This is a genomic window from Pseudomonas koreensis (assembly GCF_036668835.1).
GTDB classification, from domain to species: domain Bacteria; phylum Pseudomonadota; class Gammaproteobacteria; order Pseudomonadales; family Pseudomonadaceae; genus Aquipseudomonas; species Aquipseudomonas koreensis_I.
The window spans coordinates 634,883-661,155 of sequence record NZ_JAZEVW010000002.1; the positions used below are offsets into that span (position 1 = coordinate 634,883).

Annotated in this window: 28 protein-coding genes; 11 read left to right on the forward strand and 17 right to left on the reverse strand. The window is 59.2% G+C overall.

Annotated elements, in window-relative coordinates:
- Nucleotide 1 precedes the first annotated feature (1 nt).
- Entirely contained in the window at nt 2–256 is a 255-nt protein-coding gene (locus tag V6F91_RS07780) for a DUF6555 family protein (protein ID WP_332763315.1), read from the forward strand.
- Complete coding sequence (locus tag V6F91_RS07785) at nt 253–495, forward strand: hypothetical protein (protein ID WP_332763316.1); 243 nt, start codon at nt 253–255, stop codon at nt 493–495. The genes V6F91_RS07780 and V6F91_RS07785 overlap by 4 nt, the downstream gene beginning before the upstream one ends.
- A gap of 59 nt (nt 496–554) precedes the next feature.
- Here the strand turns inward: V6F91_RS07785 and V6F91_RS07790 are convergent, their stop codons facing one another.
- From V6F91_RS07790 to V6F91_RS07815, 6 genes are all read right to left on the reverse strand, one after another.
- Nucleotides 555–782 carry a PLD nuclease N-terminal domain-containing protein gene (locus V6F91_RS07790; RefSeq protein ID WP_090283861.1) on the reverse strand — a complete coding sequence of 76 codons (228 nt, stop codon included), beginning with the start codon at nt 780–782 and terminating at the stop codon, nt 555–557.
- Between the two features lie 90 nt (nt 783–872).
- Complete coding sequence (locus V6F91_RS07795) at nt 873–3,386, reverse strand: fimbria/pilus outer membrane usher protein (RefSeq protein ID WP_332763317.1); 2,514 nt, start codon at nt 3,384–3,386, stop codon at nt 873–875.
- Nucleotides 3,387–3,462: 76 nt separating this feature from the next.
- Nucleotides 3,463–4,203 carry a molecular chaperone gene (locus tag V6F91_RS07800; protein ID WP_332763318.1) on the reverse strand — a complete coding sequence of 247 codons (741 nt, stop codon included), beginning with the start codon at nt 4,201–4,203 and terminating at the stop codon, nt 3,463–3,465.
- An 86-nt stretch (nt 4,204–4,289) separates the two neighbouring features.
- Nucleotides 4,290–4,838 (reverse strand): fimbrial protein, encoded by a 549-nt coding sequence (locus V6F91_RS07805; protein WP_332763319.1) that lies wholly within the window; start codon nt 4,836–4,838, stop codon nt 4,290–4,292.
- 920 nt (nt 4,839–5,758) lie between these two features.
- A complete protein-coding gene (locus V6F91_RS07810; RefSeq protein WP_332763320.1) occupies nt 5,759–6,820 on the reverse strand; it encodes a fimbrial protein in 1,062 nt (353 codons plus the stop codon).
- A gap of 800 nt (nt 6,821–7,620) precedes the next feature.
- On the reverse strand, nt 7,621–8,577 hold the full coding sequence (locus V6F91_RS07815; protein ID WP_332763321.1) for a fimbrial protein: 957 nt from the start codon (nt 8,575–8,577) through the stop codon (nt 7,621–7,623).
- Nucleotides 8,578–8,936: 359 nt separating this feature from the next.
- Here V6F91_RS07815 and V6F91_RS07820 point away from each other — a divergent pair, with 359 nt between their 5' ends.
- Nucleotides 8,937–9,167 carry a hypothetical protein gene (locus V6F91_RS07820; RefSeq protein WP_332763322.1) on the forward strand — a complete coding sequence of 77 codons (231 nt, stop codon included), beginning with the start codon at nt 8,937–8,939 and terminating at the stop codon, nt 9,165–9,167.
- Nucleotides 9,168–9,193: 26 nt separating this feature from the next.
- Here the strand turns inward: V6F91_RS07820 and V6F91_RS07825 are convergent, their stop codons facing one another.
- A complete protein-coding gene (locus V6F91_RS07825) occupies nt 9,194–9,790 on the reverse strand; it encodes an NADPH-dependent F420 reductase (protein WP_332763323.1) in 597 nt (198 codons plus the stop codon).
- 115 nt (nt 9,791–9,905) lie between these two features.
- Between V6F91_RS07825 and V6F91_RS07830 the strand changes: the two genes are divergently transcribed.
- Nucleotides 9,906–10,862, forward strand: coding sequence for a LysR family transcriptional regulator (locus tag V6F91_RS07830; protein ID WP_332763324.1), 957 nt, complete (start codon nt 9,906–9,908; stop codon nt 10,860–10,862).
- On the opposite strand, the gene V6F91_RS07835 is transcribed toward V6F91_RS07830, so the two are convergent.
- Nucleotides 10,850–11,743 (reverse strand): LysR family transcriptional regulator, encoded by an 894-nt coding sequence (locus V6F91_RS07835; protein WP_332763325.1) that lies wholly within the window; start codon nt 11,741–11,743, stop codon nt 10,850–10,852. The two genes, V6F91_RS07830 and V6F91_RS07835, sit on opposite strands and share 13 nt — an antisense overlap.
- A gap of 95 nt (nt 11,744–11,838) precedes the next feature.
- Here V6F91_RS07835 and V6F91_RS07840 point away from each other — a divergent pair, with 95 nt between their 5' ends.
- Entirely contained in the window at nt 11,839–13,005 is a 1,167-nt protein-coding gene (locus tag V6F91_RS07840) for an MFS transporter (RefSeq protein ID WP_332763326.1), read from the forward strand.
- A 126-nt stretch (nt 13,006–13,131) separates the two neighbouring features.
- On the opposite strand, the gene V6F91_RS07845 is transcribed toward V6F91_RS07840, so the two are convergent.
- Both V6F91_RS07845 and V6F91_RS07850 read right to left on the reverse strand, forming a co-directional pair.
- A complete protein-coding gene (locus V6F91_RS07845) occupies nt 13,132–14,139 on the reverse strand; it encodes an NAD(P)-dependent oxidoreductase (protein ID WP_332763327.1) in 1,008 nt (335 codons plus the stop codon).
- Between the two features lie 133 nt (nt 14,140–14,272).
- Nucleotides 14,273–15,505 (reverse strand): NADH:flavin oxidoreductase/NADH oxidase family protein, encoded by a 1,233-nt coding sequence (locus V6F91_RS07850; protein ID WP_332763328.1) that lies wholly within the window; start codon nt 15,503–15,505, stop codon nt 14,273–14,275.
- Nucleotides 15,506–15,678: 173 nt separating this feature from the next.
- Between V6F91_RS07850 and V6F91_RS07855 the strand changes: the two genes are divergently transcribed.
- Together V6F91_RS07855 and V6F91_RS07860 are read left to right on the forward strand one after the other, a co-directional pair.
- A complete protein-coding gene (locus tag V6F91_RS07855; RefSeq protein ID WP_332763329.1) occupies nt 15,679–16,470 on the forward strand; it encodes a type 1 glutamine amidotransferase domain-containing protein in 792 nt (263 codons plus the stop codon).
- A 37-nt stretch (nt 16,471–16,507) separates the two neighbouring features.
- On the forward strand, nt 16,508–17,512 hold the full coding sequence (locus V6F91_RS07860; protein WP_332763330.1) for an acetoacetate decarboxylase (ADC): 1,005 nt from the start codon (nt 16,508–16,510) through the stop codon (nt 17,510–17,512).
- A gap of 15 nt (nt 17,513–17,527) precedes the next feature.
- On the opposite strand, the gene V6F91_RS07865 is transcribed toward V6F91_RS07860, so the two are convergent.
- From V6F91_RS07865 to V6F91_RS07875, 3 genes are all read right to left on the reverse strand, one after another.
- Nucleotides 17,528–18,007, reverse strand: coding sequence for a MerR family transcriptional regulator (locus V6F91_RS07865; RefSeq protein ID WP_332763331.1), 480 nt, complete (start codon nt 18,005–18,007; stop codon nt 17,528–17,530).
- A 91-nt stretch (nt 18,008–18,098) separates the two neighbouring features.
- Nucleotides 18,099–18,608, reverse strand: a complete 510-nt coding sequence (locus V6F91_RS07870; protein ID WP_332763332.1) for a nucleoside deaminase — start codon at nt 18,606–18,608, stop codon at nt 18,099–18,101.
- Between the two features lie 32 nt (nt 18,609–18,640).
- On the reverse strand, nt 18,641–19,981 hold the full coding sequence (locus V6F91_RS07875; RefSeq protein WP_332763333.1) for a nucleobase:cation symporter-2 family protein: 1,341 nt from the start codon (nt 19,979–19,981) through the stop codon (nt 18,641–18,643).
- 209 nt (nt 19,982–20,190) lie between these two features.
- On the opposite strand from V6F91_RS07875, the gene V6F91_RS07880 reads away from it, so the two are divergent.
- From V6F91_RS07880 to V6F91_RS07895, 4 genes are all read left to right on the forward strand, one after another.
- Nucleotides 20,191–21,105 carry a LysR family transcriptional regulator gene (locus tag V6F91_RS07880; RefSeq protein WP_332763334.1) on the forward strand — a complete coding sequence of 305 codons (915 nt, stop codon included), beginning with the start codon at nt 20,191–20,193 and terminating at the stop codon, nt 21,103–21,105.
- Nucleotides 21,106–21,256: 151 nt separating this feature from the next.
- Entirely contained in the window at nt 21,257–22,378 is a 1,122-nt protein-coding gene (locus V6F91_RS07885; RefSeq protein WP_332763335.1) for an SMP-30/gluconolactonase/LRE family protein, read from the forward strand.
- A 364-nt stretch (nt 22,379–22,742) separates the two neighbouring features.
- Entirely contained in the window at nt 22,743–23,105 is a 363-nt protein-coding gene (locus V6F91_RS07890) for a DUF6124 family protein (protein WP_332763336.1), read from the forward strand.
- Between the two features lie 196 nt (nt 23,106–23,301).
- Nucleotides 23,302–23,430, forward strand: coding sequence for a hypothetical protein (locus tag V6F91_RS07895; RefSeq protein WP_332763337.1), 129 nt, complete (start codon nt 23,302–23,304; stop codon nt 23,428–23,430).
- Between the two features lie 99 nt (nt 23,431–23,529).
- On the opposite strand, the gene V6F91_RS07900 is transcribed toward V6F91_RS07895, so the two are convergent.
- The 4 genes from V6F91_RS07900 to V6F91_RS07915 all read right to left on the reverse strand — a co-directional run bounded on the left by V6F91_RS07900 (nt 23,530) and on the right by V6F91_RS07915 (nt 26,269).
- Nucleotides 23,530–24,102, reverse strand: a complete 573-nt coding sequence (locus tag V6F91_RS07900; protein WP_332763338.1) for a hypothetical protein — start codon at nt 24,100–24,102, stop codon at nt 23,530–23,532.
- A 108-nt stretch (nt 24,103–24,210) separates the two neighbouring features.
- Nucleotides 24,211–24,840 carry a hypothetical protein gene (locus V6F91_RS07905; RefSeq protein ID WP_332763339.1) on the reverse strand — a complete coding sequence of 210 codons (630 nt, stop codon included), beginning with the start codon at nt 24,838–24,840 and terminating at the stop codon, nt 24,211–24,213.
- Nucleotides 24,841–24,848: 8 nt separating this feature from the next.
- Complete coding sequence (locus tag V6F91_RS07910; RefSeq protein WP_332763340.1) at nt 24,849–25,742, reverse strand: glycine zipper family protein; 894 nt, start codon at nt 25,740–25,742, stop codon at nt 24,849–24,851.
- Nucleotides 25,739–26,269, reverse strand: a complete 531-nt coding sequence (locus V6F91_RS07915; RefSeq protein ID WP_332763341.1) for a PAAR domain-containing protein — start codon at nt 26,267–26,269, stop codon at nt 25,739–25,741. The genes V6F91_RS07910 and V6F91_RS07915 overlap by 4 nt, the downstream gene beginning before the upstream one ends.
- Between the last annotated feature and the right edge of the window lie 4 nt (nt 26,270–26,273).

Sequence of the window (26,273 nt, forward strand, 5' to 3'; positions counted from 1 at the left end):
CATGAGTCGTACGGATATTTTCACCATTGAATACTTGCTGCACGGTCAACCCCGGACGTTTGTCATCCGCACTAAAAGCATGAGCAATGCGGATGCGTGGCATTGGGCGAGTTGTGATGCGGGTATTGCGCCGATCCCCAAACCGGGAAAACCGCCGCTGAAGGCCATTTCAAAACCGCAGGCAGAACGGTTTGGCATCACCGAGGTTAAATGGCGCGAGACCACCGCTTTGGTGTGGACGGAGGCTTCATCATGATTTCAACGACGTCATCGGCTGGCTTTTCGCGTGAGGGTGAGGACGACGAACCGGCGCGGATCAACGCCTTGTTCTACGAAGCGGACCGCCTCGAGGAAATCGCCTACCGGCTGTTCGATGAGAGCAGTCGCAATGCGGCGATGTGGGAGCATTTCAACCAGGCCAAAGCTGTGGCCGATGCCAAACGAACCGAGGCGTATCAGGCATTCATGCAGTTGCGCAGACGCTCGCGAGAGTGACCGTTTCAAATGCTGAAACAACAACACCCGCCATTCGACGGGTGTTGCAGGTATGCCGATCAGCCCTTGCTGTGTTCCGGCGATGACGGCCCTTCCTTGACGCCGCGCGGGCCGGCGATGCCCCAGACGATCAGGCCCAACACCGGGAACACGATCAGGCCGATGGCCCAGGCCGCTTTGGTGCCGACGCTTTTCTCGCTGCGAAACACGCTGACGATCGCCCACAGGTCGACCAGCAGAATGATCACCGCGACCGCTATCGAAAAGTAACTCGTTGCCTCGTTCATGGCGCACTCCTCCAATGACTGGTATGCATTGGGTTGTGCGATCAGATCAGCGTTCAAAAAATCCGCCGCCGGCCTGATCGCCGTGCACTGTTATTGGCATATCGCGTTCATGACCCGGTAACCGTCAACCAGCGGCGCCTTGCTGACGTCCAGTTCGATACGGCAACCCTGCCCCGCTTTCTCGCCCCATTTCATGCTGTAGACCTTGCCCTCACCCACCGACAACAACACCTGACCGGCCTGGCCGACCACACCGGCGCTGGCGCCTTTGTCGTCGGTGACGGTGGTGCCGAACGGCGGCAGCTTGCCGTTCTGGAGGCGTACGTTGAGCAAGACCTTTTCCGAGCGGCTGGCGGCGAAGCTGGCCTTGACCACGGCACCGCGGCGCGGCACAACGTTGGTCACGCCTTCGGCGATATCGATGTCGTTGTCCAGTTCACTGGTGTCCAGCGAAACGCGGTTTTTGCGGTACGGCGTGACGTACGGCACCAGCGCGTAACCCTTGGCGTTGGTCTTGGTCCCTGGCGCGTTGAGGATGCCGACGTCCTTGGTGTCCTTGACCTCGACCAGCGCCACGGTTTCGCCCAGGGTCTGACCGAATTCCACGCCGTCGCTGTGGCCGAGCACCGAGCCGGCCGCGCTGACCGAGGTCTGGCGGTAACCGCTGCCGACGCTGACGCCAGCGCCCAACTGGGCGAACGGTGCGCGATAGCCGATCAGGGCCGAGCCGTTGTTCCCGGCATTGTCGGAGCGGTTGGCGTTGACGTTGTAGTTGAGGTTGCCGTCGCGACCGCTCAGGCCGGCACGCTGATCGAGGCTGCCGTCATTGTTGCGCGTCACGGTGTAGGTGCCGGTGCTGCGGGTCTGGCCGATTGGCATCGACACGGTGAACACCACCTGATTGTTCTGGCCGAAATTGTTGGTCAGGGTCTTGCTGGCGTAGACGCCGTAGGTCACGCCTCTGTGCTGGGTGTTGAAGCCCAGCTGCATCTGTTTGTCTTCACGCGAGGTGCCCCAGTAGTTCTGCTTGCTCACGTTCAGATAGAACGAGCCGTAGCTGTCGAGCGCCTGATTGACGCTGGCCTCGACCTTGCTGCGCTTGGAGAAATTGTTGAAGTCATTCGGCTCTTGCAGGGCCACGGCCTCATCGAAGTCGCGATAGCCTTCGGTGGAATAGCGATAGCCAGCGAAGCGCACCGAGGTGCCGGTTTCGAACGCCTTGCCGTACTGCACGCCGAAACTCTGGCCCTTTTCCTTGCCGGCCTTGCTCACGGTGGTCGTCGTGCCTTGCGGTACGTCGGTCTGCGCCTGAGTCACGTCAAACGACACCGCGCCGAGGCTGCCCAGGCTTTTGCCGACACCCACTACACCGGCGCGATAGAAATCGGCACCGAGCAAACCGCCGTACAGCGTCAGGTCGAACGGCAAACCATAGGCCAGCGACGCCTGGGCAAACGCCGGGCGCTGGCCACCATCGACGGCGTTGTACTCACCGGCGGTGACGCTGTAGCGCCAGGTCTTCTCGCGCAGCATGTTCGCCAGCGTGGCGTACGGCTGGGTAAAGCGACGCTCGCGGCCGTCGGCTTCGGTGATGATCACTTCCAGGTCGCCACTGCCCGACGCGGCGTTGAGGTCGTCGATTTCAAATGCGCCCGGTGCCACATAAGTGGTGTAGAGCGAGTAGCCGTTCTGGCGCACTTCGACTTTCGCCTGGGTTTCGGCGATGCCGCGAATGATCGGCGCGTAACCCTGCATCGAGTCCGGCAGCATGCCCATGTCGGAGGCAATCTGCGCACCGCGAAAGGGAATGCTGTCGAACACATCGCCCGGCGTGAAGCTTTCGCCCAGGGTCAAGGTGCCCTTGATCGCGGTCAGGTCGCGCTGTGCGTAGGTGTTGCTGCGCTGCCAGTCCTGCTGGCCGTCTTCGTCCTGACGGAACGAGGAGCTGGAGCGAAAGCGCCAGTCGCCAAGGTTGAAGCCGCCGTTGGCGTAGAGGTTGTATTGCGTGCCATTGCCCCGCGCATCGCTCTGGGTGTTGGCTGCGGAGAACTGATAATTGAGCATCGCCGCGTTGATACCACGGTCCCATTCCTGGGGCGCCACGTAACCGGCAGCATCACGACGCAAAGCGATCTGCGGCACGCTGATGTCCAGCGCCAGGCGCCCGGCATCGAAGCTCACCGAGGCGCCTTCGATCAGCTCGGCGAGGTTGATGCACGCCGGGAAGGTTTCGCCCGGGGTCAGAAACGCATCGACCTTGACCCCCATCTCCTTGAGAAACGCTTCGGACAGGCAGACGCGCACTTCGCCGTCCTTTTCGTCCTTGGCGAAGGTCATGTCGCGGCGATCGAAAAAGCTCTGATTGAGGCGGATCACCACCGGGTAGGTGCCCGGGCCGATCGAGCCGCTGTTGGCGATCGCGTCCAGATCGAGATTGGGCCCGGCGCTGGCGCCGCCGAATGACTGCATGAAACTGGCGTCAAACTTCGCTGGTTCAGCAGCGCTTGCCACACTGCTCATCAGGGTCGCGAGGATCGCGACGGACAAGCGCAATGGGGTGAAAGGCACGGTGACGCAGTGAAGGTTCGAGGCATCGGTTCGCATGACAAATACTCAATACGCTGCCGCCACGCTGCGCAGGCAGCGCGTGGACTCGTTCGCAAGGAAAGGGATGAAAACGTTAAGGCGCGCTGCTTGCGGCGACTTTTTTCGGCGCGGTGTAGCCGCCGTAATCGTTGATGGCGGAGAACTCCACCTCACCGGAACTGGCTTTGAAGCCCGGCAGCGGATAACGCTGACTGCTCATCGGCGCGACCATTTTCGGCTCGTTGACTTCCAGGCTCTGGCCACCCGCGGCGACTTTTACGCCGATGAAGGACACGTGAAACACCGACGGGTTGTTGACCACCAGCACGGTCTTGCCCTGCTCTTGCGCCAGACTCCAGCGCAGTTGATCCGGGGCTTCCATGGCGCTGCCCTTAAGGCCGGCCGGGCGATAGAACAGTTTGATCCGCGTGCGCATGGCAATTTTCAGCGTGTTGGCGTCTGCCTTGCCGGCCAGCGGGATTTCCTGGGCGTTGAAGTAGAAAACCGATTCGCGGTCCTGCGGCAGATCGCCAGGGACTTTCTGGATGCGCACCATCTGCTCTTTGCGCGGGTCCAGGCGGAACAGCGGCGGCGTCGCGACAAACGGCGTGGCGGTGTTGCTGTCGTCGGCCTCGGTGTTGACCCAGGCCTGCACAGCGTAGGCCTCGGGCGTGGTGTTGCTGACCGTGATCGAAGCATCACGCTTGCTGCCCTCGTACACGATTCGCGTGCCGCCGAGCATCACCCCGGCCTGGCTGAAGCTGCTGAGCAAGGTGCTGCCGAGCAACATCGCGGCGATCGCGGTGGTCTTGAAGGGGGTGGTAAACATCGTCATTGCATTTTCCTCAAGTCAGCACGGCATCAGCGCCGTGGCGAGGGGAAGGACAGCCGGGACCCTAAGGTCCCGGCCGTTGACCGGACTTATTGGTAGTCGACGGTAAACGCAGCCTTGGCATTGGCCGGACCGGATGTCGCTGCACCGGTGGCGATGTAGTTGGCGGTAAAGCGCAGCGGCTGGGTCAAGTCCAGGTACGGCGCGGAATCCAGGCCGATCTGCACGTCTTTGCCGGTGGCGTCCTTGATCTGCACCGCGACGTTGGTAGCGACGCCAGCTTCCGGCAGCAGGCCGATCCACTGGCCGCTGGAACCCGCGTTGCCGCTCAGCGAAAGGAACTTGACCACGGCTTTCTTGCCAGTGACGTTGCAGCCTGGCGCAGTGGTGTCGATGGTCAGGGTGAACGCGCCGCCACCAGCGATCTGACCGGCCGAGGCCAGCGAAGTAGCCGGCACGCTGCCGAGGGTGACATCACCGGCACCAGCCGAACCGTTCAGGTCGGAAACAATCACCGGGCAAGTGTTATCGGTCACGCTGCCGACGAAGTTGATTTCACCGTCAGCCGCCAGAGCAGCCTGCGAAGCAGCAGCCATGACCAGCGCCAGAGACAAACCTTTGAGAGCAAAATTTTTCATGATCACATCCAGAATGATGATGGAATGTCCTTCGCCTCAAACAGGCTTCGGGACGGATAAACGACGCGCTCTCGACTGTTTATGTGTAAGTCACAACGCGTTTCGTCTGGGTCCATTATCGAGATCCGACAGGGTTGGCTATGTAGGCAAATTCCGTGCGTTTGTAGGACTTTTCCTACTGAAGAGGTAATGACAGGCAGCCATTTCCGGCCTTCGGCAAGTGGGCTGTCACAGGTGTTTTATGAGGGGTTGGGAAAGTGTGTGCGAGTACATCAGTGAGAGGCGGTCAGCCGAAAGGCCGCCATCGCTGGCAAGCCAGCTCCCACAGGGCCGAGTTTCAACTCGACTGCTGTTGATCACCGGTGACATAGACGGCTGAGGCTTGGAATCAGCCTGAAAATCAAAAACCCCTCACCCTAGCCCTCTCCCGGAGGGAGAGGGAACTGACCGTGAGGGATGCGAGAGATACGCCAACCTGCGATACCGAGTCGAACGCAAGTTTTGAACGGCCCACAAATCGGCTCCCTCTCCAGGGGGAGAGGGCTGGGGTGAGGGGCGAATCCACCGAAAATCTCCAGCCATGCGGCGCTTCTAACCACTCAACAATGAGCGTTAGCTCGAGTGCCCTTGATCTTGATCTTGCCTAACCAGCGACATCGGAAGGCTGAGTGGAGGGATTGATCCGGGCGTGGGAGCGCAGCGACCGTCTGGCGCAGCCAGACACAGCGGAAGGAGGTGCAGCGCAGCAAACCGTAGCCGCTGCGCCCGGATCGATCCCGGAGCGAAGGGACCCGAGCCTGCGAGGGCCGAACGCAGGAGCAAAGCCTTTTGGTTCCTTTTTGGCGTCTGAAAAAGGGACTCGCCGTAAGGGCGAAACCCTAAGCAGCCGTTACCGCAGCAACGGATATGTACCCGGTCTGTCAACGATAAGTCACAGTAAAACTGGCATAACCATTGGCCGTCCCCGGCTGCGGCGTCGGCCCCTCACCCGTCTGAATATAACGCGCCTTCAACGGCACCGAAGTCACCCCATTGACGATCCGCGTCAGCCGCACCGGCTGCCCCAGGTTCATCGGCGTACCGTTATCCTGCAGAACCTGAATCGCCACACCCTGCGCCGTCGAATCGCTCGACAAACTCAACACCCCGTTGGCCGCGTCGATGATGGTCGAAGTCTTGTTGCCATCGATCTGAATATTGGCGTAGTTACCGGAAAAATAACCGTTGGTATTCCCTGGATAGTTACTGCCAGCAATGCACGAGTTCAGCGTAATTGCGAACGACTGCGCCTGGGTCGTGGAATTCTTGCCGTTGAACACACGCTTTTCCCAGTTACCCATCGGCACGTTGATCTGGTTGCCCGGCGAGGCAGGCATGGAACAGCCAGCAAGGGTCACGGTGGCAGTGAACGTCAAATCGAACATCGGCCCCATGTCCGACGTCCCCGTAGCCACCAATTGATTGATGGTGTGGGTGCCCGGGGCAATGTCACCGGTCTTGATCAGTGCATAACGCATCATCGCCTGATTCATGACCGCCGTGCTGGCATTGCTACGGTTCATATTGAAGGGGATGAAACGACTCGGGTTACCCGGCGGCGGATTCCACGCAGCGGAGAAACCGGTCATATAGATCGCCAGGCCGATGCCGGGAACATTGGTCTGCAGCAACGCATTGGCCGGAACTCTCAAAACGTCCACCGGAATGTTGGCTGCCACCGGACCGATCAACGTCGTGTTGTAGAACGACGTGCCGTAACACTCCAGCGAGTCACCGAAATTGAGCTGACGCATGGTGCCATTGGTGTTCAACGTCGTGCCGATCGGCACGTCACGCGGCGCAAACACCGTGCCGCCGGCCAGCGTCAACTGCTTCACGGAATTGTTACCCGAGGCCCATGCGCACTCCGCCATTGCGGGTGCTGCCACCAACATCAACGCCGCGGCGCCAACACCGCCCAGCATCTGTAAACCGATCTTCATTGAAGTTGCCCTGCTGAGAAGGAAACGGCCGCTGAATGCAGGCTGACTGCACCCGGACGTTGTTGGCGTTTGCCAACGATGGGCGTGATTATGGGTAGCAGAAAGCGCTCATCGAAGAGCCGGCTTCCCGTTGACTTGTAGGAATTTTCTCAGGGATCGCGCCGTATTCGCCCACCCTTCCCTAGCGTCCAGTAGGCCCTCGTCCAAGTGTCAGCTCGATTGCTGTTGATCTTGATCACCAGCGCGTTGGAGGATTGGAGGCTGAAAATCAAAAGCCCCTCACCCTAGCCCTCTCCCCGAGGGAGAGGGGACTGACCGTGGTGAATGTGGGAGATACACAGACCCGGGATATCGAATTGAATCCAGCAATTGAAAAGCACACCGATCGGCTCCCTCTCCCTCGGGAGAGGGCTGGGGTGAGGGGCGAATCCAAAACAAATCCCAAGCCATGCGACGCTTCTAACCACTCAACAATGAGCGTTAGCTCGCGTGCTTTTGATCTTGATCTTGCCTAACCAGCGACATCGGAAGGCTGAGCGCAGGGATTGATCCGGGCGTGGGAGCGCAGCGACCGTCTGGCGCAGCCAGACACAGCGGACGTAGGTGCAGCGCAGCAAACCGTAGCCGCTGCGCCCGGATCGGTCCCGGAGCGAAGGGACCCGAGCCTGCGAGGGCCGAACGCAGGAGCAAAGCCTTTTGGTTCCTTTTTGGCGTCTGAAAAAGGGACTCGCCGTAAGGGCGAAACCCTAAGCCGCCGTTACCGCAGCAACGGATATATACCCGGTCTGTTCGATACAGAATCAACGATAAGTCACAGTAAAACTGGCATAACCATTAGCCGTCCCCGGCTGCGGCGTCGGCCCCTCACCCGTCTGAATGTAGCGCGCCTTCAACGGCACCGAAGTCACCCCATTGACGACACGCGTCAGGCGCACCGGCAGCCCGAGATTCATCGGCGTACCGTTATCCTGCAGAACCTGAATCGCCACACCCTGCGCCGTCGAATCGCTCGACAAACTCAACACACCGTTGGCCGCGTCGATGATGGTCGAGGTCTTGTTGCCATCGATCTGGATGTTGGCATAGTTGCCGTTGAAATAACCGTTGGTGTTCGACGGGTAGTTGCTACCGGCAATGCACGAGTTGAGCGTGATCGCGAACGACTGCGCCTGGGTCGTGGAATTCTTGCCATTGAACACACGCTTCTCCCAGTTACCCATCGGCACGTTGATCTGGTTGCCCGGCGAGGCAGGCATGGAACAGCCGGCCAGGGTCACGGTGGCAGTGAACGACAAATCGAACATCGGCCCCATGTCCGACGTCCCCGTAGCCACCAATTGATTGATGGTGTGGGTGCCCGGAGCGATGTCACCGGTTTTGATCAGCGCGTAACGCATCATCGCCTGGTTCATGGCTGCCAGGCTCGCGGAGCTGCGACTCAGGTTGAAAGGAATGAAGCGACTCGGGTTGCCAGGCGGTGTACTCCAGCTGGAGGCGAAACCAGTCATGTAGATGGCCAGGCCGATGCCGGGAACATTGGTCTGCAACAAGGCATTGGCAGGCACGTTGAGGGTATCGACCGGAATGTTGACCGCCACCGGCCCCACCAGCGTCGTGTTGTATGTGGCTGTTCCGTAGCATTGCAGCGTATCGCCGAAGTTGAGCTGGCGCATGGTGCCGGGAGTATTCAACGTACTGCCGACCGGAACGTCTCGCGGCGCGAAGACCGTACCGCCGGTGAGCCTCAACTGCTTCACGCTATTGTTGCCCGAGGCCCACGTGCAAGCTGCCATCGCTGGCGCGGCCGCCGTCACAAGCAAGGATGCGCCGAGCCAGCCCAGCAGTCTTGATCCAATGTGCATCGCCGATGCCCTCGTGAATGAAGCCGTACGCATGCATCGCGCAAGGCTCCTGAACGTGGAGATTTGACTGGCAGCGTTGCCAGCAGAGGGCGGATTATCAGAAAACGAAGGGAATGAGCCTGTAGCTTGCTTCCCACCGACTTGTAGGAAATTTCCTAGCGACCAGCGTTCTGAATACCGGCCTTTCTCAGCTGAATGAAACTTCCCTCTACGCAAGACGATCTCCTGAACATCACAAAACCGGGAGAACACCCATGAAATGCTACCTGTGCGGACTCGAAGCCCAGAAGACCGACGAGGCCCATGGCGGCCAACTCGTCGACTGTGCCGATTGCGGCATTTACCGGGTTTCAGGCTTGGTACTAAAAGAGTTGGGCGCTAAAGGATTCAATTTCGCCAAGATGCGCGATGACTTGCATCGGCAGCGCCAGTTCAACGCCACGCTGGTCGCTGAGATCAATACCGAGACCGCGATCTGGGCGTAAAAAAGCCCGGTTTCCCGGGCTTGCCGTCAGCCATGCTTGACCAGATTCAGCGCCGGTAGCGGGCCGCCGGGGAACTGTGCCAACAGGCCCTGTTGAACACCGCCCAGATCGATGCCGTAAAAGCCAAGGTCGGCGATCAGCGCCGCAACGCGCTCTTTGCTGGCGGCGTGTTCACCGGAGTAAAACAGTACCCGTTTGCCGCCCTCCGCAGCCGGGTCGCTCAGCAAAGCCGCCAACAGATGATTGAAGGCCTTGACCACGTGCGCGCCGGGCAGCATCTGCGCAACCACTTGCGAGGACGGTACGCCGTGCAGATCAACCGGCTGAAACAGCGGCGCTTCGATCGGGTTGTTGGTGTCGATCACGATGCGCCCGTCCCATGGCCCCAGGTCGCGAACCGCCTCGGGGATTTTCGACCAGTTCACCGCAAGGAAAACCATATCCGCCCGGCTGGCTTCCCGCGCCGTCACCGGTCGCGCCAGCGGCCCCAACTCGTTGGCCAGGTCGGTAAGGCTCTGCGGGCCGCGGCTGTTGGCGATGCTGACCGGCAGACCGGCGTTGACGAGCAATCGTGCGATGGCCGAGCCGATGGCGCCGGTGCCAATAATGCTGATCGTGTTCATGTTCGAGCCTCGTATTCGTATGTGAAGTTGATGAGGCTATGAGACGCTTTTTGATCTTCCACAAATAGTAGGGGGTGACTAGAATCACTTTCAATCGATGCTTGAAGGTGTGGATATGGAAACGCTGGGCAATCTGCTGTCGTTCGTTCGCAGCGCCGAGTCGGGCAGCTTTTCCGCCGCTGCGCGACGCCTGGGCCTGAGCCCTGCCGCAGTCAGCCGCAACGTCGCGCAGCTGGAAAGCAATCTGGGGGTGCGCCTGTTTCAGCGCAGCACCCGCAAACTCACCCTCACGGAAGCGGGCGAGCGTTTTCTGGCGAATGTCGGTTCTGGGCTGGACAGCGTGCAAGCCGCGATTGCCGATGTCGCCGGCAATGCCGGAGCGCCTTGCGGCATTTTGCGTCTGAGCGCGGCGCCGGGGTTCGCCAAAGATTTTCTGCTGCCGCTGATGCCCGATTTTCTCCAGCGATATCCCGCAGTGATCCCCGAATGGCAGGTCGACAACCGTCAGGTCGATCTCATCGCCGAAGGTTTCGATGCGGCCATCGGTGGTGGCATCGAGCTGGCCCAGGGCGTGGTCGCCAGAGCCATCGCTCCGGCCCATTTGATGCTCGTGGCGTCGCGCCAATATCTGGCCGATCACGGGCGTATCGAGCGTCTGGAGCAACTAGCGACGCTTGATCACCTGGCCATGCGCTCGGTGCAGACCGGCAAGGTTCGCAGCTGGATGCTGCAGAGTTCCGACGGGCAACGCGCGCCGCTGGAGATCACCCCACGCCTGCTGGTCAATGATCCGCAGGCGTTGTGTCAGTGTGCCCTGCTGGGTTTGGGCGTCGCGCTGCTGGCGGTGCCGGATGTGTTGCCGTACCTGCAGGACGGCACGCTGGAACGGGTTTTGCCGGATTGGCATGTCGACGCCGGGCAGATCTACCTGTACTTCTCCAGCCAGAAATTATTGCCGGCCAAGACCCGGGCATTCGTCGATTTTCTGGTCGAGCGTGCCCGCGCAGATTGCTGGCAAACCCGGCTCGATGCTCGCCAATCGTCAGCACACGCCAGTGCTCACATCCGGTAATGCTCCAGCAGAAAGTCGACGAACAAGCGCACTCGCGCCGGCATCGCCGGACCGCCGACGAACACCGCATGGATCGGCTCGTCATCGCCTGGATTCCAGCTTTCCAAGAGTGAAATCAACTCGCCACGCTGCAGATCCTCTTTCACGCTGAACTCGCCGATCCGCGCGATGCCGGCGCCGCCCCGCGCGAGTTGCGCCAGCGCTTCACCGCTGTTGCATTCGATGCTGCCGCTGACCTTCAAGGAAAACACCTGACCGTCGCGAATGAACGGCCAGTTGGGTTCGGCGCGGCGAAAGTTGAAGCGCAGGCAGTTGTGCCGCAGCAAGTCTTCCGGTTCCTGCGGGGTGCCGTGGCGCTCAAGATAGTCGGGCGAAGCCACCACCACCTGACCGGTGACGCCGAGTCTGCGCGCGGTCAACGGGCTGTCCGGCAAATGCCCGAAGCGCACCGCGACGTCGGCCTGGCCACCGAGAATGTCGACGACCTCATCGCCCAGGGTGAGGTCGACCACGATGTTCGGGTAACGCGCACTGAAGGCGGCAACCAACGGCACGATCGCCAGCCGCCCATGAACGAGGGCGGCGCTGACCCGCAAGCGGCCTCGCGGCACGCCTTGATCGGCGATGGCCTCCTCGACCTCGGCCATGTCGGCCAGAATACGCCGCGCGCCACGCAGAAACGCCTCGCCTTCGGCGGTAAACGTGAGCGCTCGAGTGGTGCGCAACAGCAGGCGCGTGCCCAGACGCTGCTCGGTGCGCGCGATGATCCGGCTCACCGCCGAAGGTGTCAGCCCCAAAGCGCGCGCGGCAGCCGACAAGCTGCCCTCTCGCGCCACCGTGACGAACACGTCCATTTCGCCTGATCGACCACCGACGTCCATTTGTGATTCCTGCGCAAAGGTGATTGCCAAAATCGCGGTCTACCGCCGCAAACGCTCGCATCGTAGCATTGGCGGCATAGATGAGGAGACTTTCCATGCGTATCAATCCACCCCTTGTTGCACTCGCCATTGGTGCCTTTGGCATCGGCGTTACCGAGTTCGCGCCCATGGGCATGTTGCCCGGCATCGCTGCCGATCTCGGCGTTTCCATTCCGGCTGCCGGGCTGCTGGTCAGTGCTTATGCGCTGGGCGTGCTACTCGGCGCACCGCTGATGACCCTGACCACCGGCAGAATCCCGCGACGCTATTTGCTGATCGGGCTCATGGCGATTTTCACCCTTGGCAATCTGATGTCGGCGCTGGCCACCGACTACTACAGCCTGATGGCCGCGCGGGTGGTGACGTCACTCAATCACGGTGCGTTCTTCGGGGTCGGCTCGGTCGTCGCTGCCAGCGTGGTCGCTCCGCAGAAACGCGCGGGCGCGGTGGCGGCGATGTTCATGGGCCTGACTCTCGCGACCATCGGCGGCGTGCCGCTGGCCGCGTGGTTTGGTGAAATGTTCGGCTGGCGCACGGCGTTCTGGGGCATCACCGGCCTCGGCGTGATCACCATGGCCGCGCTGTGGTTCGCCCTGCCCAATCTGCCGGCCCCAAAAGGCGCCGGAGCACTGGCGGAAATTCGCGTGCTCGGTCGTGGCCCGGTCCTCGGCGCGTTAGCCCTGACCGTGGTCGGCTCGAGCGCCATGTTCACCGTGTTCACCTACATCGCGCCGATCCTCAGCAGCGAAACCCACGCCTCCACCGCTTACATCACCGCGATGCTGGTGCTGTTTGGTGTCGGACTGACGCTGGGCAACATGTGGGGCGGCAAGGCTGCGGACCGCTCGATCGATCGCACCCTGATCGTTGCGCTGAGCGCGCTGATTGTCGTCCTGCTGGCGTTCACCGTGCTGATGCGCTGGCCGCTGCCGGCCGCCGTCGCCATCCTGATCTGGGGCATCGCCAGCTTCGCTCTGGTGCCACCGCTGCAAATGCGCGTGATGGAAGCCGCCAAAGACGCACCCAACCTCGCCTCGGCGGTCAACATCGGCGCCTTTAACTTCGGCAACGCCATCGGTGCGGCGCTGGGTGGCGCGGTGATCAACGCAGGGCTGGGTTATCCGGCGATCTCGCTCGCCGGTGCAGCCATGGCGGGGCTGGGGTTGTTGATGGTGTTGGGGGTTGTCTGGCGGTCCCGAGCGGCTGCGGCCGCAGTAGCGTAAAGAAGCAGCAGGCTGGCTACCGCACCGGATCCGTCATCGACACGAATTCCCTGTCGGAGCCAGCCTGCTGGCGATGGCCGGCTTGACCGGCACTTGCCGCCGCATGCAAAAAACGGCGACGCCAACTTATTCTCGCTTCAGCTCCAGCAACTCACCGCCCTCTTCACCCAGACGCCGCAGATACCCAGCGGCATCCAGCAACTGATAAGGAAAATACAGGCCTGGTGCAGTGGGTGCTGATCCATCAAGCCCGATCAGCCGCTCGAGCAGCATCGCCACGCTCAGCCCCGTCAGCGCTGCAGCGCCGGCTGGATGCACGAGGGCATGACGGGTATGCAGCGCTTGCCCGTTGCGCCCTTTCCCGGCCATTTCGATGAGAATTTCCGTCGACATTGGCTTGCCCGCGCGCCGGGAGGAACTGACGCCGCTGGCGAGGTTGAACTGAACGTTGGCTGCGTCGGTAGCGGCTGCCAGGCCTGCGACGTCGATCGACGAGAAGCCGCTGGCCTGCATGAGCCTACCGTCGAGCGCGCGGAAGCTGACGTTCGCCTCTTCGCCCTCACGCCATATATACGCACCCTCGCGGCGGGTCAGTGCAGCGGGGAGCATGCGGTTCAGGTGTTCGAAGTCAGTTGCCACGGTTGGCCCGCCACCGTCCTGCTCGTCGACCAAGGCATCGATGCGAATATCGCGCACCCGCGCAAAGGCTTTGCCAAGGTGCAGCGTCGCCACCGTTGTGGCACCGACCATCCATTCGTAACCGAGCACGATCGGCGCCGCATCCGGGGCATGGATATAGCGGGCGATTTGCGGCGCCATTTCGAATACGCCAGAGGAAATGCTCAGGTGCGGCACTTTGCGCGTCTGCGCGAAACGCAGCCCGGCCAGCGAGTGATCCATATAAAAAACCGCCACAGCGCTGAGCGGGCGATCGCCCAGCCCCAGGTCATCAGCGGTGGGATCGATGACCACACCCTCGGCGCCGCCCATTTCTTCAGCGGCTTGCTGAGCCTTGGCCAGATCCCGCCCGCCGATCAGTAACGGCACCTCGGGATGGGCCGCGCGCAAGGCTTTGGCGGAACGATGGCCGATGGCGCCGGAACCGCCCATGAACAGAATTGGATGCGTTGACATTGGAATCCCTCCGCGTGTTTGTCGGGTTGCAGCTTAGGGTTGGTGCGCTGCCCGGCCATCAGGGTTCCAATGCGTTGGGTTTGTTGCGAGGCTAACCGACGCATGGCCGCCACCTGCGTTCGAACGACCTGACTCACATAGAACGTTTTTCTACCCAGCGCCGATATTGCCGCGTGCGAAACGCCATACCGATCTGCTGCAAAATCAGCGCGCGCAAAGGTGACACGGTCGGATCAGGCTTTTTTGCCCGACTGAGTCGGCGCAGCTGAAACTTCACCACTGCCATGTTCGCCAGAGCGGCTATCGCTTTGTTTTTCCAGGTGATTGACGGCAGTTGTGGAGCATTGTCCTTGCCCTCCAGCCAGTCACGCGGCAGCTGCGGATCGATGGCCAGTGCCGTGCCGATACCGACCATGTCGACGCCGCTCTGCACAACGCTTTCGGCCACTGCACGACGACGGATGCCACCGGTGACCATTACCGGCATGTTCGCGACGGTTTGTATATCGCGGGCAAACTCAACGAAATAAGCTTCGCGGGCCAACGTCCTGCCATCGCGCGCCACGCCCTGCATGGCTGGCGCTTCGTAACTGCCACCGGACAGTTCCACCAGATCCACACCTGAGCCGTTGAGCAGTACAACCACCTTTTTCGCATCCTCGGCGGTGAAGCCGCCACGCTGAAAATCGGCGGAGTTGAGTTTGACCGCAACCGCGAACTCGGCCGAAACCACGTTCCTCACAGCCTTGACGATTGCCAATAGCAAGCGTGCGCGATTCTCCAGCGAGCCGCCCCACTCGTCCGTTCGCTGGTTGGTCAACGGCGACAGAAACTGGCTCAACAGATAGCCATGGGCGGCGTGGATTTCTACCCCGGTGAAGCCGGCCTGCTCGCCGAGCCGTGCCGTGTTGGCGAAGCGCTGAATAACCTCTTCGATCACGCTTTGGGTCATCGCGTGAGGCGTAGCGAAACGCTTGGACAGCTTGCCCAGATCCAACGGCACCGATGACGGCGCCCAGGTTTTTTGCCCAAGGCTGGACTGCATCTGACGCCCCGGATGATTGATCTGCAACCAGAACTGCGCGCCGCCGGATCGACCGATTTGCGCCCAGCGTTTGAACTTGTCCAGCTGTTGATCATCCTGCAACACCACGCCGCCGGGCCCGGTCATGGCGCGCCCGTCGACCATCACGTTGCCGGTGATGATCAGCCCGGCGCCCCCGTCGGCCCACGCCTGATACAGACGCATCAGTTCAACCGAAGGCGCCTGGTCGGCGTCCGCCATGTTTTCTTCCATGGCGGCTTTGGCAATGCGGTTCTTGATGGTCGAACCGTTGGGCAGGAGCAGCGTATCGAACACGTTCATGGAGCAAGTCCTCAACTGGGAATGAGGCCAGCATAAGTTTGAAGTCAACTTTAAGGTCAACGGCTTTTTCAGGGCGCATCGAGACTGATCGCACCGCACACAAAACGGCTATTGACCTTAAAGTGAGGTTTAAGGTGAGCATGCGCCGACCTGCTCGATTTGAAGATATCCCGATGATGCTTAAGACCCTTGTTTCCTCTGCGCTGGTATTGATAGGTGGTGCTTTCATGACGTTTGCAAATGCTCAATCGGCTGTCAGCAGCGATCGCCAGATCCTGGTGATCATGACCAATCACGCAAGCTATCCCTCGCGAACCGATACCACCGGGTTGTGGCTGACAGAGTTGACCCACTTCACCGATGTCGTGGAAGCAGCCGGCTACACCACGGTTTTCGCCAGCCCGAAAGGCGGCGCGGTGCCGCTGGACGAGCGCAGCCTCGGCTGGCTCTACATGGACAAGGGTGCCCGCCTGCATCTGCAGTCGCCGGCCTTTCGCGCCCGGCTGCAACACACGCTGCCGATCAGCGAAGTCGACCCGTCGCGGTTCAGCGCCATCTATTTCACCGGCGGCCATGGCGTCATGTGGGACTTCCCCGATAACCCGGACCTGCGCCGCGTCGCTGAAACGATCTACAACCAGGGTGGCATCGTCGCAGCGGTGTGCCATGGCGTGGCCGGTCTGCTGGATCTCAAGGATGAGCAAGGCCAGTTGATCATCAAGGGCAAGAACATCACCGGTTTCTCCGACCGCGAAGAGCTGTTCTCGGGCATGAAAAATCAGGTGCCGTTTTTCCTTGAGGATCGCTTGATAAGCCAAGGCGCTCGCTACCGCAAAGCCTGGCTGCCATTCACTGCCTTTGCCATCACCGATGGCCGGCTGGTCACCGGGCAAAACCCGCAATCGCCCAAAGCCGTGGCACACGCCGTGATGGCCGTGCTCAACGCTGGCGAAGGCACGCGCTGAAAGTTCATGTAGATCACACTAGCCGGAGGAAGTCCCATTGAAACCCGCAAGCGCCGTTATGACAGGATTGCTGTTCAACTCACTGGCCAACGCTGCGTTGGCCCAGACGCCTGAGCCGCCGAGCCCCACCGGCACCGCCATAATCGATATCGGCGGCCATCAAGTGCCCGTGGTCAAAGATGGCCTCTATGACCGGTTTCGCTCCAACCCGCCGTTGTCGGTGATTGCCACAGAAGTCCCGGGCGTTGATCTGAGCTGGTTCAAGGGCCTGAACAAGACCAGGGTCGATATCGGCTTCGAGTCGTACTCACCCAATTTCTACTACCGGAACAGCCGCGTGACCGCCATTTATACGGCCGACCTCGAGCGCCTGCGCGCACTGATGCCGGCCGAAGTACTGGCAACCGTGCAACCGCTGCAAGTCTGGCCGGGGCGCGGCCTGATCGCGTTCACTGCCTACACCTACGAGCATTGCGATAACGATGCGTATAACGAGGTGGCCGTGTCGATCGTCACTAACCAACCCGGCAAAGCGAATCTGGGTCCGTTCACACTGGTTGGCCAGTCGCTGTCGCAAGACTTCTGGGGTTATGTGCTCAAGTTGCCAGTCAATACCGAGCTGGCGCGGGTGCGCGGTGTCGTCGGTTACAACCTGCCGAAATGGCTGACCGGCATCGACCGCCAAGAGGATGCGCAATCGGTGATCTACACCATCACTGACAGTCAGACCGGCAAGCCGGACGTGACATTCACGGCGAAGAAACTCGACACGTTGTCCCGCGATGTCGATCTGATCACCAGCAGTTTCACCAACCTCGATCATCAGGGCCAATTGGCCTATGGCTACGCTGTCTCCCGCGAGCTCAGCCATGCTTCGAGCCGTGACGCCGAGTCCGCCACTCTGACGCTGGGCGACGGCGACTTGTCGAACTACCTTCGCTCGCTGGGGCTGGGAAAAATGTTGAAGTACGAATACGTGCCTGAGTTCCAAAGTGCGCTGTATGCGCCAAAACCACTGGCGACGCTGGTGGGCGAGCGCTGAAACCCGTTGCGCCCCTCAGGCCCGGGAAGCCCGGCGGGCGGTTGTTTTCTTCACCACTGCGGCCGCACTTTTGCCTGACGCGCCCGCCACGCCCTCCTCGCGCAGACGATTGATCAGCAGTTGCGCATTGTCTGCACAGGCCATGCCGTCGGGTTTGCTTTCGATGCCCTTGATCACCTGCAGCAGTTGCTGCTTGTTGCGGGCCAGCCGTTGCTGCAGAACTTCGATTTCCGCAACCTTTTGCTTGAGGCCGCCGAGCAACTGGTCATGCTGCCAGCCACTGGCGTTCATCGGCATCAATTGGCGGATTTCATCGAGAGAAAATCCGGCAGCTTGCGCGCCGGTGATGATCTCCAGTACCCACTCGGTGTCGGGGGCGTAATCGCGATAGCCGTTGGCTTTGCGCGCCACCGACCTGATCAGGCCGCTCGCCTCGTAGAAGCGGATGCGTGACGGTGCCAATCCGCTGATTTTCGCCAGTTCGCCGATTCTCATGCCGCACTCCCAAAATGCCCTAGACCTTAAAGGTGACTTTAAGCCTGAAGTCGCCTTTAAGGTCAAGCGCTCGGGTTGCAATGCTCCGTCGTTACGACCAAAACCCCTTATGCGGCTCAGCCGCCTCACTTTCCAGCATCGGCCCCAACACACTGACCTTGCGCTGGCCCTTGGCAAATACCTCGCGGCACGGCAAGGAGAACGTCGGGTTTTCCGGATGGTCACCGGTCAGACCCAACAACGCATGCTCCGACAAGGCATAAACCACCCTCCCGATGCCAGTCCAATACACCGCGCCGGCGCACATGCAGCAAGGTTCGGCGCTGGTGTACAACGTGCACAGTTCCAGTTCCTGCGGGGTCAGCAGCCTGGCCGCCGCAGCTGCCGCCACCAGTTCCGCGTGCTGGGTCGGGTCACCCTCCGGCGGCATGGAATTGTTCCCCGCCTCGACAATTACCTTGCCGTGACGGTCGGCGACCAACGCGGCGAACGGATGGCGACCGCGCTGTTTCGACGCCTCGGACAAGGCGATGGTCTGGCGCAGCAACGCCAGATCCAGATCGCTGACGCCGGCAGGGACGAGCTGAATGTATTGATTCATGGGTAACTCCTGGGCAGTGGAAAAACAACAGGTCAGTCGGCCAGTTCAGCCGATGTCGCGCCGATGGTTTCGGTCGATTTTTTTTCGTTGTTGAGCAGAACATTGAGCACGATGGCGGTGATCGCCCCGAGGAAGATTCCGCTGTCGAGCACCAGTTTCAGCGTCGGGCCGACGTGTTCGAACAGCGCCGGGAACGACATCGGCAGCACGCCGACACTCACCGACACGGCGACGATGATGCCGTTGCGCGTGCCCTCGAATTGCACCCGCGAGAGTTCCTGAATACCGGCCACCGTGGTCATGCCAAACATGACGATCGCGCAGCCACCGAGTACCGGTGTCGGCACCGCCGCAATCAGCGTGCCGAGTTTCGGGAACAGCCCCATCAGCACCATGATTGCCCCGGCAGCGGCCACGACGAAGCGGCTCTTGACGTTGGAAAGCGCAATCAGGCCGGTGTTTTGCGTGAACGCGTTGTAGGGAAAACTGTTAAAAAAACCACCAAGCATGGTCGACAGGCCATCGGCGCGGAACGCGTTGCCCAGGGTCTGTTGCGTGGTCGGTTTGCCGGTCAATTTACCGATCGCCAGGCAGTTGCCGGTGGTCTCGGCCATGATCACCAGCATCGCCAGGGTCATGATCAGAATCGGCACCGGCGCAAATTCCGGCGCGCCGAAAGCCATCGGCGCACTCAGCTCGAACCACGCCGCTTCACTGACCCGACTGAAGTGGGTCATGCCGCACGCCGCCGCAATCAGGCTGCCGACGAACAGGCCGATCAACACGCTGAGGTTGCCGACAAAGCCTTTGCATTTGGCGTAGATCACCAGCGTCACGCTGACCGTGGCCAGGCCCAGCAACAGGTTGGCCGGCTTGCCGAAATCCGCCGCGTCGGGATTGCCACCGCCCAGCCAGATTGCCGCCGCCGGCATCAACGAGATCCCGATGATGGTGATCAGGCTGCCAATCACCACCGGCGGAAAGAACCGCAGCAATCGGCTGAACACCGGCGCCAGGGCGATGGTGATGAAACCCGCCGCGATCACCGCGCCAAAGATCTGGCTGAGGCCGAACTCTTTACCGATCATGATCATCGGCGCCAGCGCAATAAACGAGCAGCCCTGAATCAACGGCAAACGCGCACCGAATTTCCAGAAGCCCAAGGTCTGAATCAGCGTCGCGATGCCCGAGGTCAGCAGGTTGGCGTTGATCAGCAACACCACCTGCGCCGAGGTCAGCCCCATCGCGCTGCCCAGGATCAACGGCACCGCCACCGCCCCCGCATACATCACCAAAACATGCTGCAAGCCAAACGTGGACAACTGTCGCAGCGGCAAAACCTCGTCCACCGGATGAATGCGTTGTGTGGTCATTTCACACGCTCCTGAAGGTGCGGCATCTGTTGAGATCGCGGGCATCTCAGGGGCGTTTGAAGGTCAATGCGCCCCGAGGTCGTTGATTGCGGGGCCATGGTCGAACGTTTATTACGATGAAACAAATGAGCAACCATCGCTTTTTTCGATGGCGAAAAATCGGCACACTCGGCGCTTGCTGATCCTTCTTCGATTCGGGAGTACACCGCTTGCGCTTCTCACTCGAGCAACTGTCGATGTTCGTCCAGGTCGTCAAGAGCGGCTCGTTCTCCGCCGCCGGGCGCAAGCTTGGCAAGACCCAATCAACCATCAGCGCGGCGATTGCCAACCTCGAAACCGACCTCGGCGTCGAGTTGTTCGACCGCAGCAACCGCAGCCCGGCGCTCACCGCCGCCGGCCACAAACTGCTGATCCAGGCCGAAGCCGTGCTCGAACGCTGCATGACCTTCGAAGCGCATGCCGACTGCCTCTCGGACAACGTCGAGCCCAGCCTGACGCTGGCCATCGAAACACCGTACGGGCCGATCATGCCGGCGCTGAAAGCCTTCGAGCAGGCGTTCCCCTTCGTCGACCTGATCATCCGCCACCCGGTGTACGGCGACGTCAGCGAACTGGTCAGCAGCGGCGAGGCGGTGCTCGGTGTCGCCTTCTCACAGCCCGGCTACCCCAAGGAACTGGCGTTCCAGCAACTGGGTAAACTGATCATGCTGCACGTCTGCCACCCCGACCATCCGCTGGCGCAACTCGACGATGTCAGCTTCGATGACCTGCACGTTCACCGGCGCCTGGCCTTCAGCGCCCACGCGAGCAAACTGCCGAGCAGCGAATACTTACGATCCACGCAGTTGTGGCAAGCGGAAAACTATCTGGCGTTACTGGAAATGGTCCGCGCCGGACTCGGCTGGGCCACCCTGCCCCGGCAGCTGATTCAGCGGGAACTGGCCAAGGGCGAACTGGTGGAGTTGCAACTCACGGCGTACCCGCACACCGACTGGCAGATTGGCGTGGATCTGTTATGGGCGCGGCAGCGTCCGCTGGGCAAGGCGGAGCGTTGGCTGAAGGAAAAACTGCAGGGCAACAAGGTGTTTGAACACGATCGCAATGGGCAGATCACCACGCTTTGAACCAGCGTTTCGCCGCCTTTGAACATGCTCCGCCGGATGACCGGTTCGGCAACATGAAAGTTTTCCTGCAGGCGAGATGATACTTGTACGATGTCCTACCACGATGTATTACTAGGTCTCCCAAAAATAATAAATCCACGGAGATCGTTACATGGACTCATCCCTGTCCGCCCAGCCTGACAGCCTTGACCTAGCGCAGGGCAGCACCCGCCGCAGTTTCCTGAAAAAGTCCCTGGCGGTTTCCGCCACGCTCGCCGCCGTCGGCAGCGGCGCCCTGAGCCGACTCGCCGATGCCGCCGAACCGTTGAGTCAACGCTACCCCGACCCGCTGATTCACATCCTCGACGACAGCTTCATGGAGCTGCGGATTTTCAACGCCAGCGTCGAAAAACTCGCCACCGGCATGCGCTGGGCCGAAGGGCCTGTCTGGGTCGGTGATGGCCGCTATCTGTTGGTCAGCGACATCCCCAACAACCGCATCATGCGCTGGGACGAAATCACCGACACCTTCAGCGTGTACCGCGACCACTCGAACTTCTCCAACGGCATGTGCCGTGATCGCCAGGGACGACTGATCGTCTGCGAAGGCTCGACCACCACCAACGAAGGCCGGCGCATCACCCGCACCGAAGCCAATGGCACGATCACCGTGCTGGCCGACAGCTTCGACGGCAAGCCCTTCAACTCGCCCAACGACGTCGTCTGCAAAAGTGACGGATCGATCTGGTTCACCGACCCGCCCTTCCAGACCAGCAACAACTACGAAGGCCACAAAATCACCCCGACCCAACCCCACGCCGTGTACCGCATCGACGGCGAGAGCAAAAAAGTCACCCGAGTGATTGACGATCTCAACGGCCCCAACGGCTTGTGCTTTTCTCCCGATGAAAAAACCCTCTACGTCGTCGAAGGCCGCGCCAAACCCAATCGCCTGATCTGGGCGATTGCCGTGAAGGACGACGGCACCCTGGGCGAACGCCGCAAGCACATCGAAGGCCTGGACTACGCCGCCATCGACGGCATCAAGTGCGACGAAGCCGGCAACCTGTGGTGCGGCTGGGGCGGCAACGGCGACCCGAAAGCCGACCTTGAAAAGCTCGACGGCGTGCGCGTGTTCAATCCGCAGGGCAAAGCTATCGGGCACATTTCGCTGCCGGAACGCTGCCCGAACCTGTGCTTCGGCGGGCGCGAAGGCAATCGCCTGTTCATGGCCAGCAGTCACTCGATTTATTCGCTGTTTGTGAATACGCGGGGGGCTACGTTTGGGTTGTAGAAACGCCGCGTTTAGATAATTTGCGCTGCCGTTTAAGCGACACGCCGCGTTACTGGCGCGAGGCTACAACGTCTTGCGCCATTGCCTACGACTACGCCAGAATCCGCCGGCTTGTGCGTCTGGAGGCCCGTCGGTAACTTGATCGCGTCACTGATATCCAGTGATCGGGTTTAGTAGCCCGCGGTAAATGAAGGTGTACAAGCGACCATCGAAAGGTATTCACGTACCTGCGCTATGGCGGCTGTGCGTAGGGCGCTCTCGAGCGCGCCGGCTTTCTTCTTTTCCCCGGTCTACTAACCTGCGTACAGCTGCCACCCCCTGTTTAGTAGCTCGGCGCGGCAGCCATAAAACAGGAAAAAGAAGAATGTTCAAAATCACACCTAACCCGCCCGAAACCGATTCAGTCTCACCCTACAAATCTCCCGATTCAAAGAAATTCCACGAAGCCGCCGAACGCGCCCTCGACCACTACCTCAAACCCGCCGACCAGATCATGGCGACGCCTTACCAACCCAGCACCATGTTTCTCACCAACTCAAAAACCGCGACGGAAGAATTACTGGTCAATGCCACCGAATCGCTGGGCTCGGCCTCGGTGATGCTGGCTAACGTCATCGGCACCGTTGAAGGCCCGACACGCAAGACGCTGCAAGGGATTGCACAGGTGGTGATGTTGGGGGAATTGGCGGTGAATCAAGCGCTGGATAATGTTGTGCCGGTGGATTGACGAGTGAGTTCTTTGTGGCAATGATTAGGCTGTTGCCACGGAGGGAAAGATTGCGTGACGTACCTTTTTTGCCGTTCACTCACCAACTAGCCGAGCGGTAATTACCATTTGACCTGCGCATCTATTAACAGCCTTGAAGGGCTCGGTTAATTACAGCGAAGGAATTACCAACCCCAAGCGATAAAGGAAGTCGACCATGAGTATTAAACCTGGCCCTAAAAGAACAAACGAGGACGGCACTCCTGACAAACGGCAAAGAGTCACGCCGGACAAGCAAAAAGAGCATCCAGACCTGAAACCTCATAAACATAAAAAGGGTGAATAATCTATGAAAAGCAGCTTTTCGAGCTGCTTTTTTATTCATATATCCGCCAGTTTGCGGATATTCGCCTTTCTTTTTAGCTTTTCAACCACCCTTTCCTTCCTACTCTCGGTCACCAATCTTGTTCCCGAGCGCGATGTCGAGCTGGTAAAGAATCCGATCCGCCTGATCGAATGGCAGGCGTTCCGATACTATCTCGTGCATCGCATCGAGGTATTTGAAATAGATATCGACTGAGTTTGCCAGGTATCGATCAAGGCGCGCACCATTCGCGGGTTTGCTCGGGTACAAGGGCTCGCCTGGTCGAAGCACACGATAAGCCCGATCATCGATTATTTGGAAAACTGCAGGATTGAGAAACCGGAGGATCGTCGATGCCATAGGGAGACGGATACCTGGAGATGCCAACAATTTGCGCAGCAAAGCATCTGCATGCCTGTGCGCCTTGGGCTCGAAATCACCAATACCTTTTAGCTCCTCCAGTAAGCTGGGCTCCAAGCGCGGAAATCTATTCAATTTCCACAGTACGATTTCTAACAAAACCTGGTGATCAAAATCTTTAGCGTTCAACGCATCAAGCTTCTCAGTTAGCTCGGGCTGAAAATGGTACTGCTTGATCAGACTGCTAGGGTCATCACCCCAAACGTCGCTGTAGCGTTTGATTATGTCCTCCATGCTTGATGCCCCTCTGGCTCACCTGTGTGCTATCCCGCCGCTATAACTCGAGGCTGAACGACCGCGAATGACTGAAAAAACCACGCCCCAATTTCGGTCGAAGCAGCGCTATAGCAACCCCACATCCAAAGTCAACTCCAAGCTTTTGATCCACTCCTCAGACGCGGAATATCTTGCATAATAAGCGGTTCTTTCAGCTGGACTTAATGACGAGAAAAACGGAAAGAAATAATTGTCGTTGTAGAAACCCTGAGCACCCTGCATGTCACCGCCCCACCAAGACGCCTCGTATCCATCGAAGACCAACCACGGAGGAGGAGCCGCAATTTTTTTTTCGTTTAACAGGCTTAATAGCTCAGAACTGTTGGTGATCAGCCGAATCGTAGCGCTATTGAATTCTTTGTATGAAATAGAAAATATAAGCTGCTCATTACTTAATCGATGTTGAAAGCGGGTTACGACCAATCCATTGAACGCTCTTTCATTGATAGGTGAGAACCGTTCGTTAATGAGGTTTTCAAGACCAGCTGCCTCAGCTTTGTCAATGACAAAGCTTGAGTAATAGGCCTGTATTCCTGCAGGAGTCAACGCTGAGTAAACAGGGTAATTTCGATGTCCTGCTACACTCTCAGTGATCGAAATTCCAAAGATGGATTTTAACTCTACCACCGAATAACCAACGATCTGCTCCTGAGGGGTAGTCTTGAACGCGTTCTTAATGAGGCCTAACCAGCTCATATATTTTCTCACTCTTGTAAATAGTCAGCGAGCCAAGTTGCGCCCAAGTACCCTGCAGTGCCAAATATTATTCCACCAATTGCACCACTTACAAATGCACCAGGTCCGGTTTCTATACCAACCGCAGCACCTGCAACGAACCCTATCCTTGCACCGGCCATCGCACCTCCCCAGCCACCTGCTTGTTTCACAACTTCGACAGAAATAGGTTTTACGCTTTTTTGCTTAATGGATTCTTCTGTGGCTAATTTTAAGTCGTACGCAGTGAACCCAATGGCGAAAACCCTCACGACTCTTGCACCCTTCATCAGAGCGTTGGTCACTTGATAAGACTTTGGTGTAAAAATCGCATTAGCTGGCACTTTTTCTGCTTTTACCAATACTTCTTTGTCGATATCCCTAACCCAGCTAGCAATCTGGTCGATTCTCGCCGAGTTTTTCGGAGCTATTTTTTTATAATCTTCTAAAGATTTAAGGATCTCTTCCGTTGTAACTAATTTTGCTCCAGCTGCTTTGGCTTTCTCAATATCGATATAGACGACTTTTCCGTCGAACCTTGGAGAGCCGCCGGGAAACTCGGAGCTTGTTGAAAGATAGCTTGATGGATATTTCCTGCTGCTAAACACGTGTTCTGCTACGGTCGCATTTGAGTTCGGAGCGACGGAGCGCATCCCATATTTTTCGGGCCAGACTTCGTGTTTCATCTGGAATTCCGGTAAATTTTTTGCAACAAGGTGAGGATTGTCGGGAGACGAGTAGATTTTTCTAACTAAAAATCCGTCTTTCCCGATTTCATCCACGGCGACGAAAAGATGGATGTTTGCCGGCATTGCATAGCCAGGTACATTGCTTACCGATCCGGCGTCCTTATTTGTGGGTACCTTGCAAGAAAACTCCGTCATGCTTCACCCCATTTCTCAAGCGCCGCAACTCCTGTAGTAATTTCAAGAGTTTCTTGTTTGCTCGTAGCAATTCTCGGGGTACGTCCTGACTCATCTGAAAAGCCCGTATAGACCATCCCTGACTCATCTTTGATGTGGTAAGGAACGTTAGCTAGTGGCTGACCATCAGTACCAACGATACGAAACTGCTCATCGAAGACAAGCGCCCAAAGGGGCATTGCGGAAGGAGGTGTGAAATCCGCTGGAGTATGCGAGTTACCAATTATTACGGTACCGGAGCCAGCGATGACGTTATTCCCATGGGCGCCAGTGCTACCAACGGTTGCTGCAGGTAATCCATTGATGAGCACCGTCGAAGCCACATCTCCGACGACAGGGCTGCCACATGCGCTTTTATCAGTTTGGCGAGCGGCAGCTAGCCCATCGAAGAAAACGTTTGGAGATCCAGAGGCAATAGGATTAACGCCATGGCCGGGCAGAGGGCAAGAAGTAGGATCGGTAACGCGAGCGGCAGGTTTGCCTGACATTTTT

What these genes read in the sequence shown, in the direction of transcription:
- V6F91_RS07780 (WP_332763315.1), top strand. Translation starts at nt 2, where the DNA reads ATGAGTCGTACGGATATTTTCACCATTGAATACTTGCTGCACGGTCAA.
- V6F91_RS07785 (WP_332763316.1), top strand. Translation starts at nt 253, where the DNA reads ATGATTTCAACGACGTCATCGGCTGGCTTTTCGCGTGAGGGTGAGGAC.
- V6F91_RS07790 (WP_090283861.1), bottom strand. Translation starts at nt 782, where the DNA reads ATGAACGAGGCAACGAGTTACTTTTCGATAGCGGTCGCGGTGATCATT.
- V6F91_RS07795 (WP_332763317.1), bottom strand. Translation starts at nt 3,386, where the DNA reads ATGCGAACCGATGCCTCGAACCTTCACTGCGTCACCGTGCCTTTCACC.
- V6F91_RS07800 (WP_332763318.1), bottom strand. Translation starts at nt 4,203, where the DNA reads ATGACGATGTTTACCACCCCCTTCAAGACCACCGCGATCGCCGCGATG.
- V6F91_RS07805 (WP_332763319.1), bottom strand. Translation starts at nt 4,838, where the DNA reads ATGAAAAATTTTGCTCTCAAAGGTTTGTCTCTGGCGCTGGTCATGGCT.
- V6F91_RS07810 (WP_332763320.1), bottom strand. Translation starts at nt 6,820, where the DNA reads ATGAAGATCGGTTTACAGATGCTGGGCGGTGTTGGCGCCGCGGCGTTG.
- V6F91_RS07820 (WP_332763322.1), top strand. Translation starts at nt 8,937, where the DNA reads ATGAAATGCTACCTGTGCGGACTCGAAGCCCAGAAGACCGACGAGGCC.
- V6F91_RS07825 (WP_332763323.1), bottom strand. Translation starts at nt 9,790, where the DNA reads ATGAACACGATCAGCATTATTGGCACCGGCGCCATCGGCTCGGCCATC.
- V6F91_RS07830 (WP_332763324.1), top strand. Translation starts at nt 9,906, where the DNA reads ATGGAAACGCTGGGCAATCTGCTGTCGTTCGTTCGCAGCGCCGAGTCG.
- V6F91_RS07835 (WP_332763325.1), bottom strand. Translation starts at nt 11,743, where the DNA reads ATGGACGTCGGTGGTCGATCAGGCGAAATGGACGTGTTCGTCACGGTG.
- V6F91_RS07840 (WP_332763326.1), top strand. Translation starts at nt 11,839, where the DNA reads ATGCGTATCAATCCACCCCTTGTTGCACTCGCCATTGGTGCCTTTGGC.
- V6F91_RS07845 (WP_332763327.1), bottom strand. Translation starts at nt 14,139, where the DNA reads ATGTCAACGCATCCAATTCTGTTCATGGGCGGTTCCGGCGCCATCGGC.
- V6F91_RS07850 (WP_332763328.1), bottom strand. Translation starts at nt 15,505, where the DNA reads ATGAACGTGTTCGATACGCTGCTCCTGCCCAACGGTTCGACCATCAAG.
- V6F91_RS07855 (WP_332763329.1), top strand. Translation starts at nt 15,679, where the DNA reads ATGATGCTTAAGACCCTTGTTTCCTCTGCGCTGGTATTGATAGGTGGT.
- V6F91_RS07865 (WP_332763331.1), bottom strand. Translation starts at nt 18,007, where the DNA reads ATGAGAATCGGCGAACTGGCGAAAATCAGCGGATTGGCACCGTCACGC.
- V6F91_RS07870 (WP_332763332.1), bottom strand. Translation starts at nt 18,608, where the DNA reads ATGAATCAATACATTCAGCTCGTCCCTGCCGGCGTCAGCGATCTGGAT.
- V6F91_RS07875 (WP_332763333.1), bottom strand. Translation starts at nt 19,981, where the DNA reads ATGACCACACAACGCATTCATCCGGTGGACGAGGTTTTGCCGCTGCGA.
- V6F91_RS07885 (WP_332763335.1), top strand. Translation starts at nt 21,257, where the DNA reads ATGGACTCATCCCTGTCCGCCCAGCCTGACAGCCTTGACCTAGCGCAG.
- V6F91_RS07890 (WP_332763336.1), top strand. Translation starts at nt 22,743, where the DNA reads ATGTTCAAAATCACACCTAACCCGCCCGAAACCGATTCAGTCTCACCC.
- V6F91_RS07895 (WP_332763337.1), top strand. Translation starts at nt 23,302, where the DNA reads ATGAGTATTAAACCTGGCCCTAAAAGAACAAACGAGGACGGCACTCCT.
- V6F91_RS07900 (WP_332763338.1), bottom strand. Translation starts at nt 24,102, where the DNA reads ATGGAGGACATAATCAAACGCTACAGCGACGTTTGGGGTGATGACCCT.
- V6F91_RS07905 (WP_332763339.1), bottom strand. Translation starts at nt 24,840, where the DNA reads ATGAGCTGGTTAGGCCTCATTAAGAACGCGTTCAAGACTACCCCTCAG.
- V6F91_RS07910 (WP_332763340.1), bottom strand. Translation starts at nt 25,742, where the DNA reads ATGACGGAGTTTTCTTGCAAGGTACCCACAAATAAGGACGCCGGATCG.
- V6F91_RS07915 (WP_332763341.1), bottom strand. Translation starts at nt 26,269, where the DNA reads ATGTCAGGCAAACCTGCCGCTCGCGTTACCGATCCTACTTCTTGCCCT.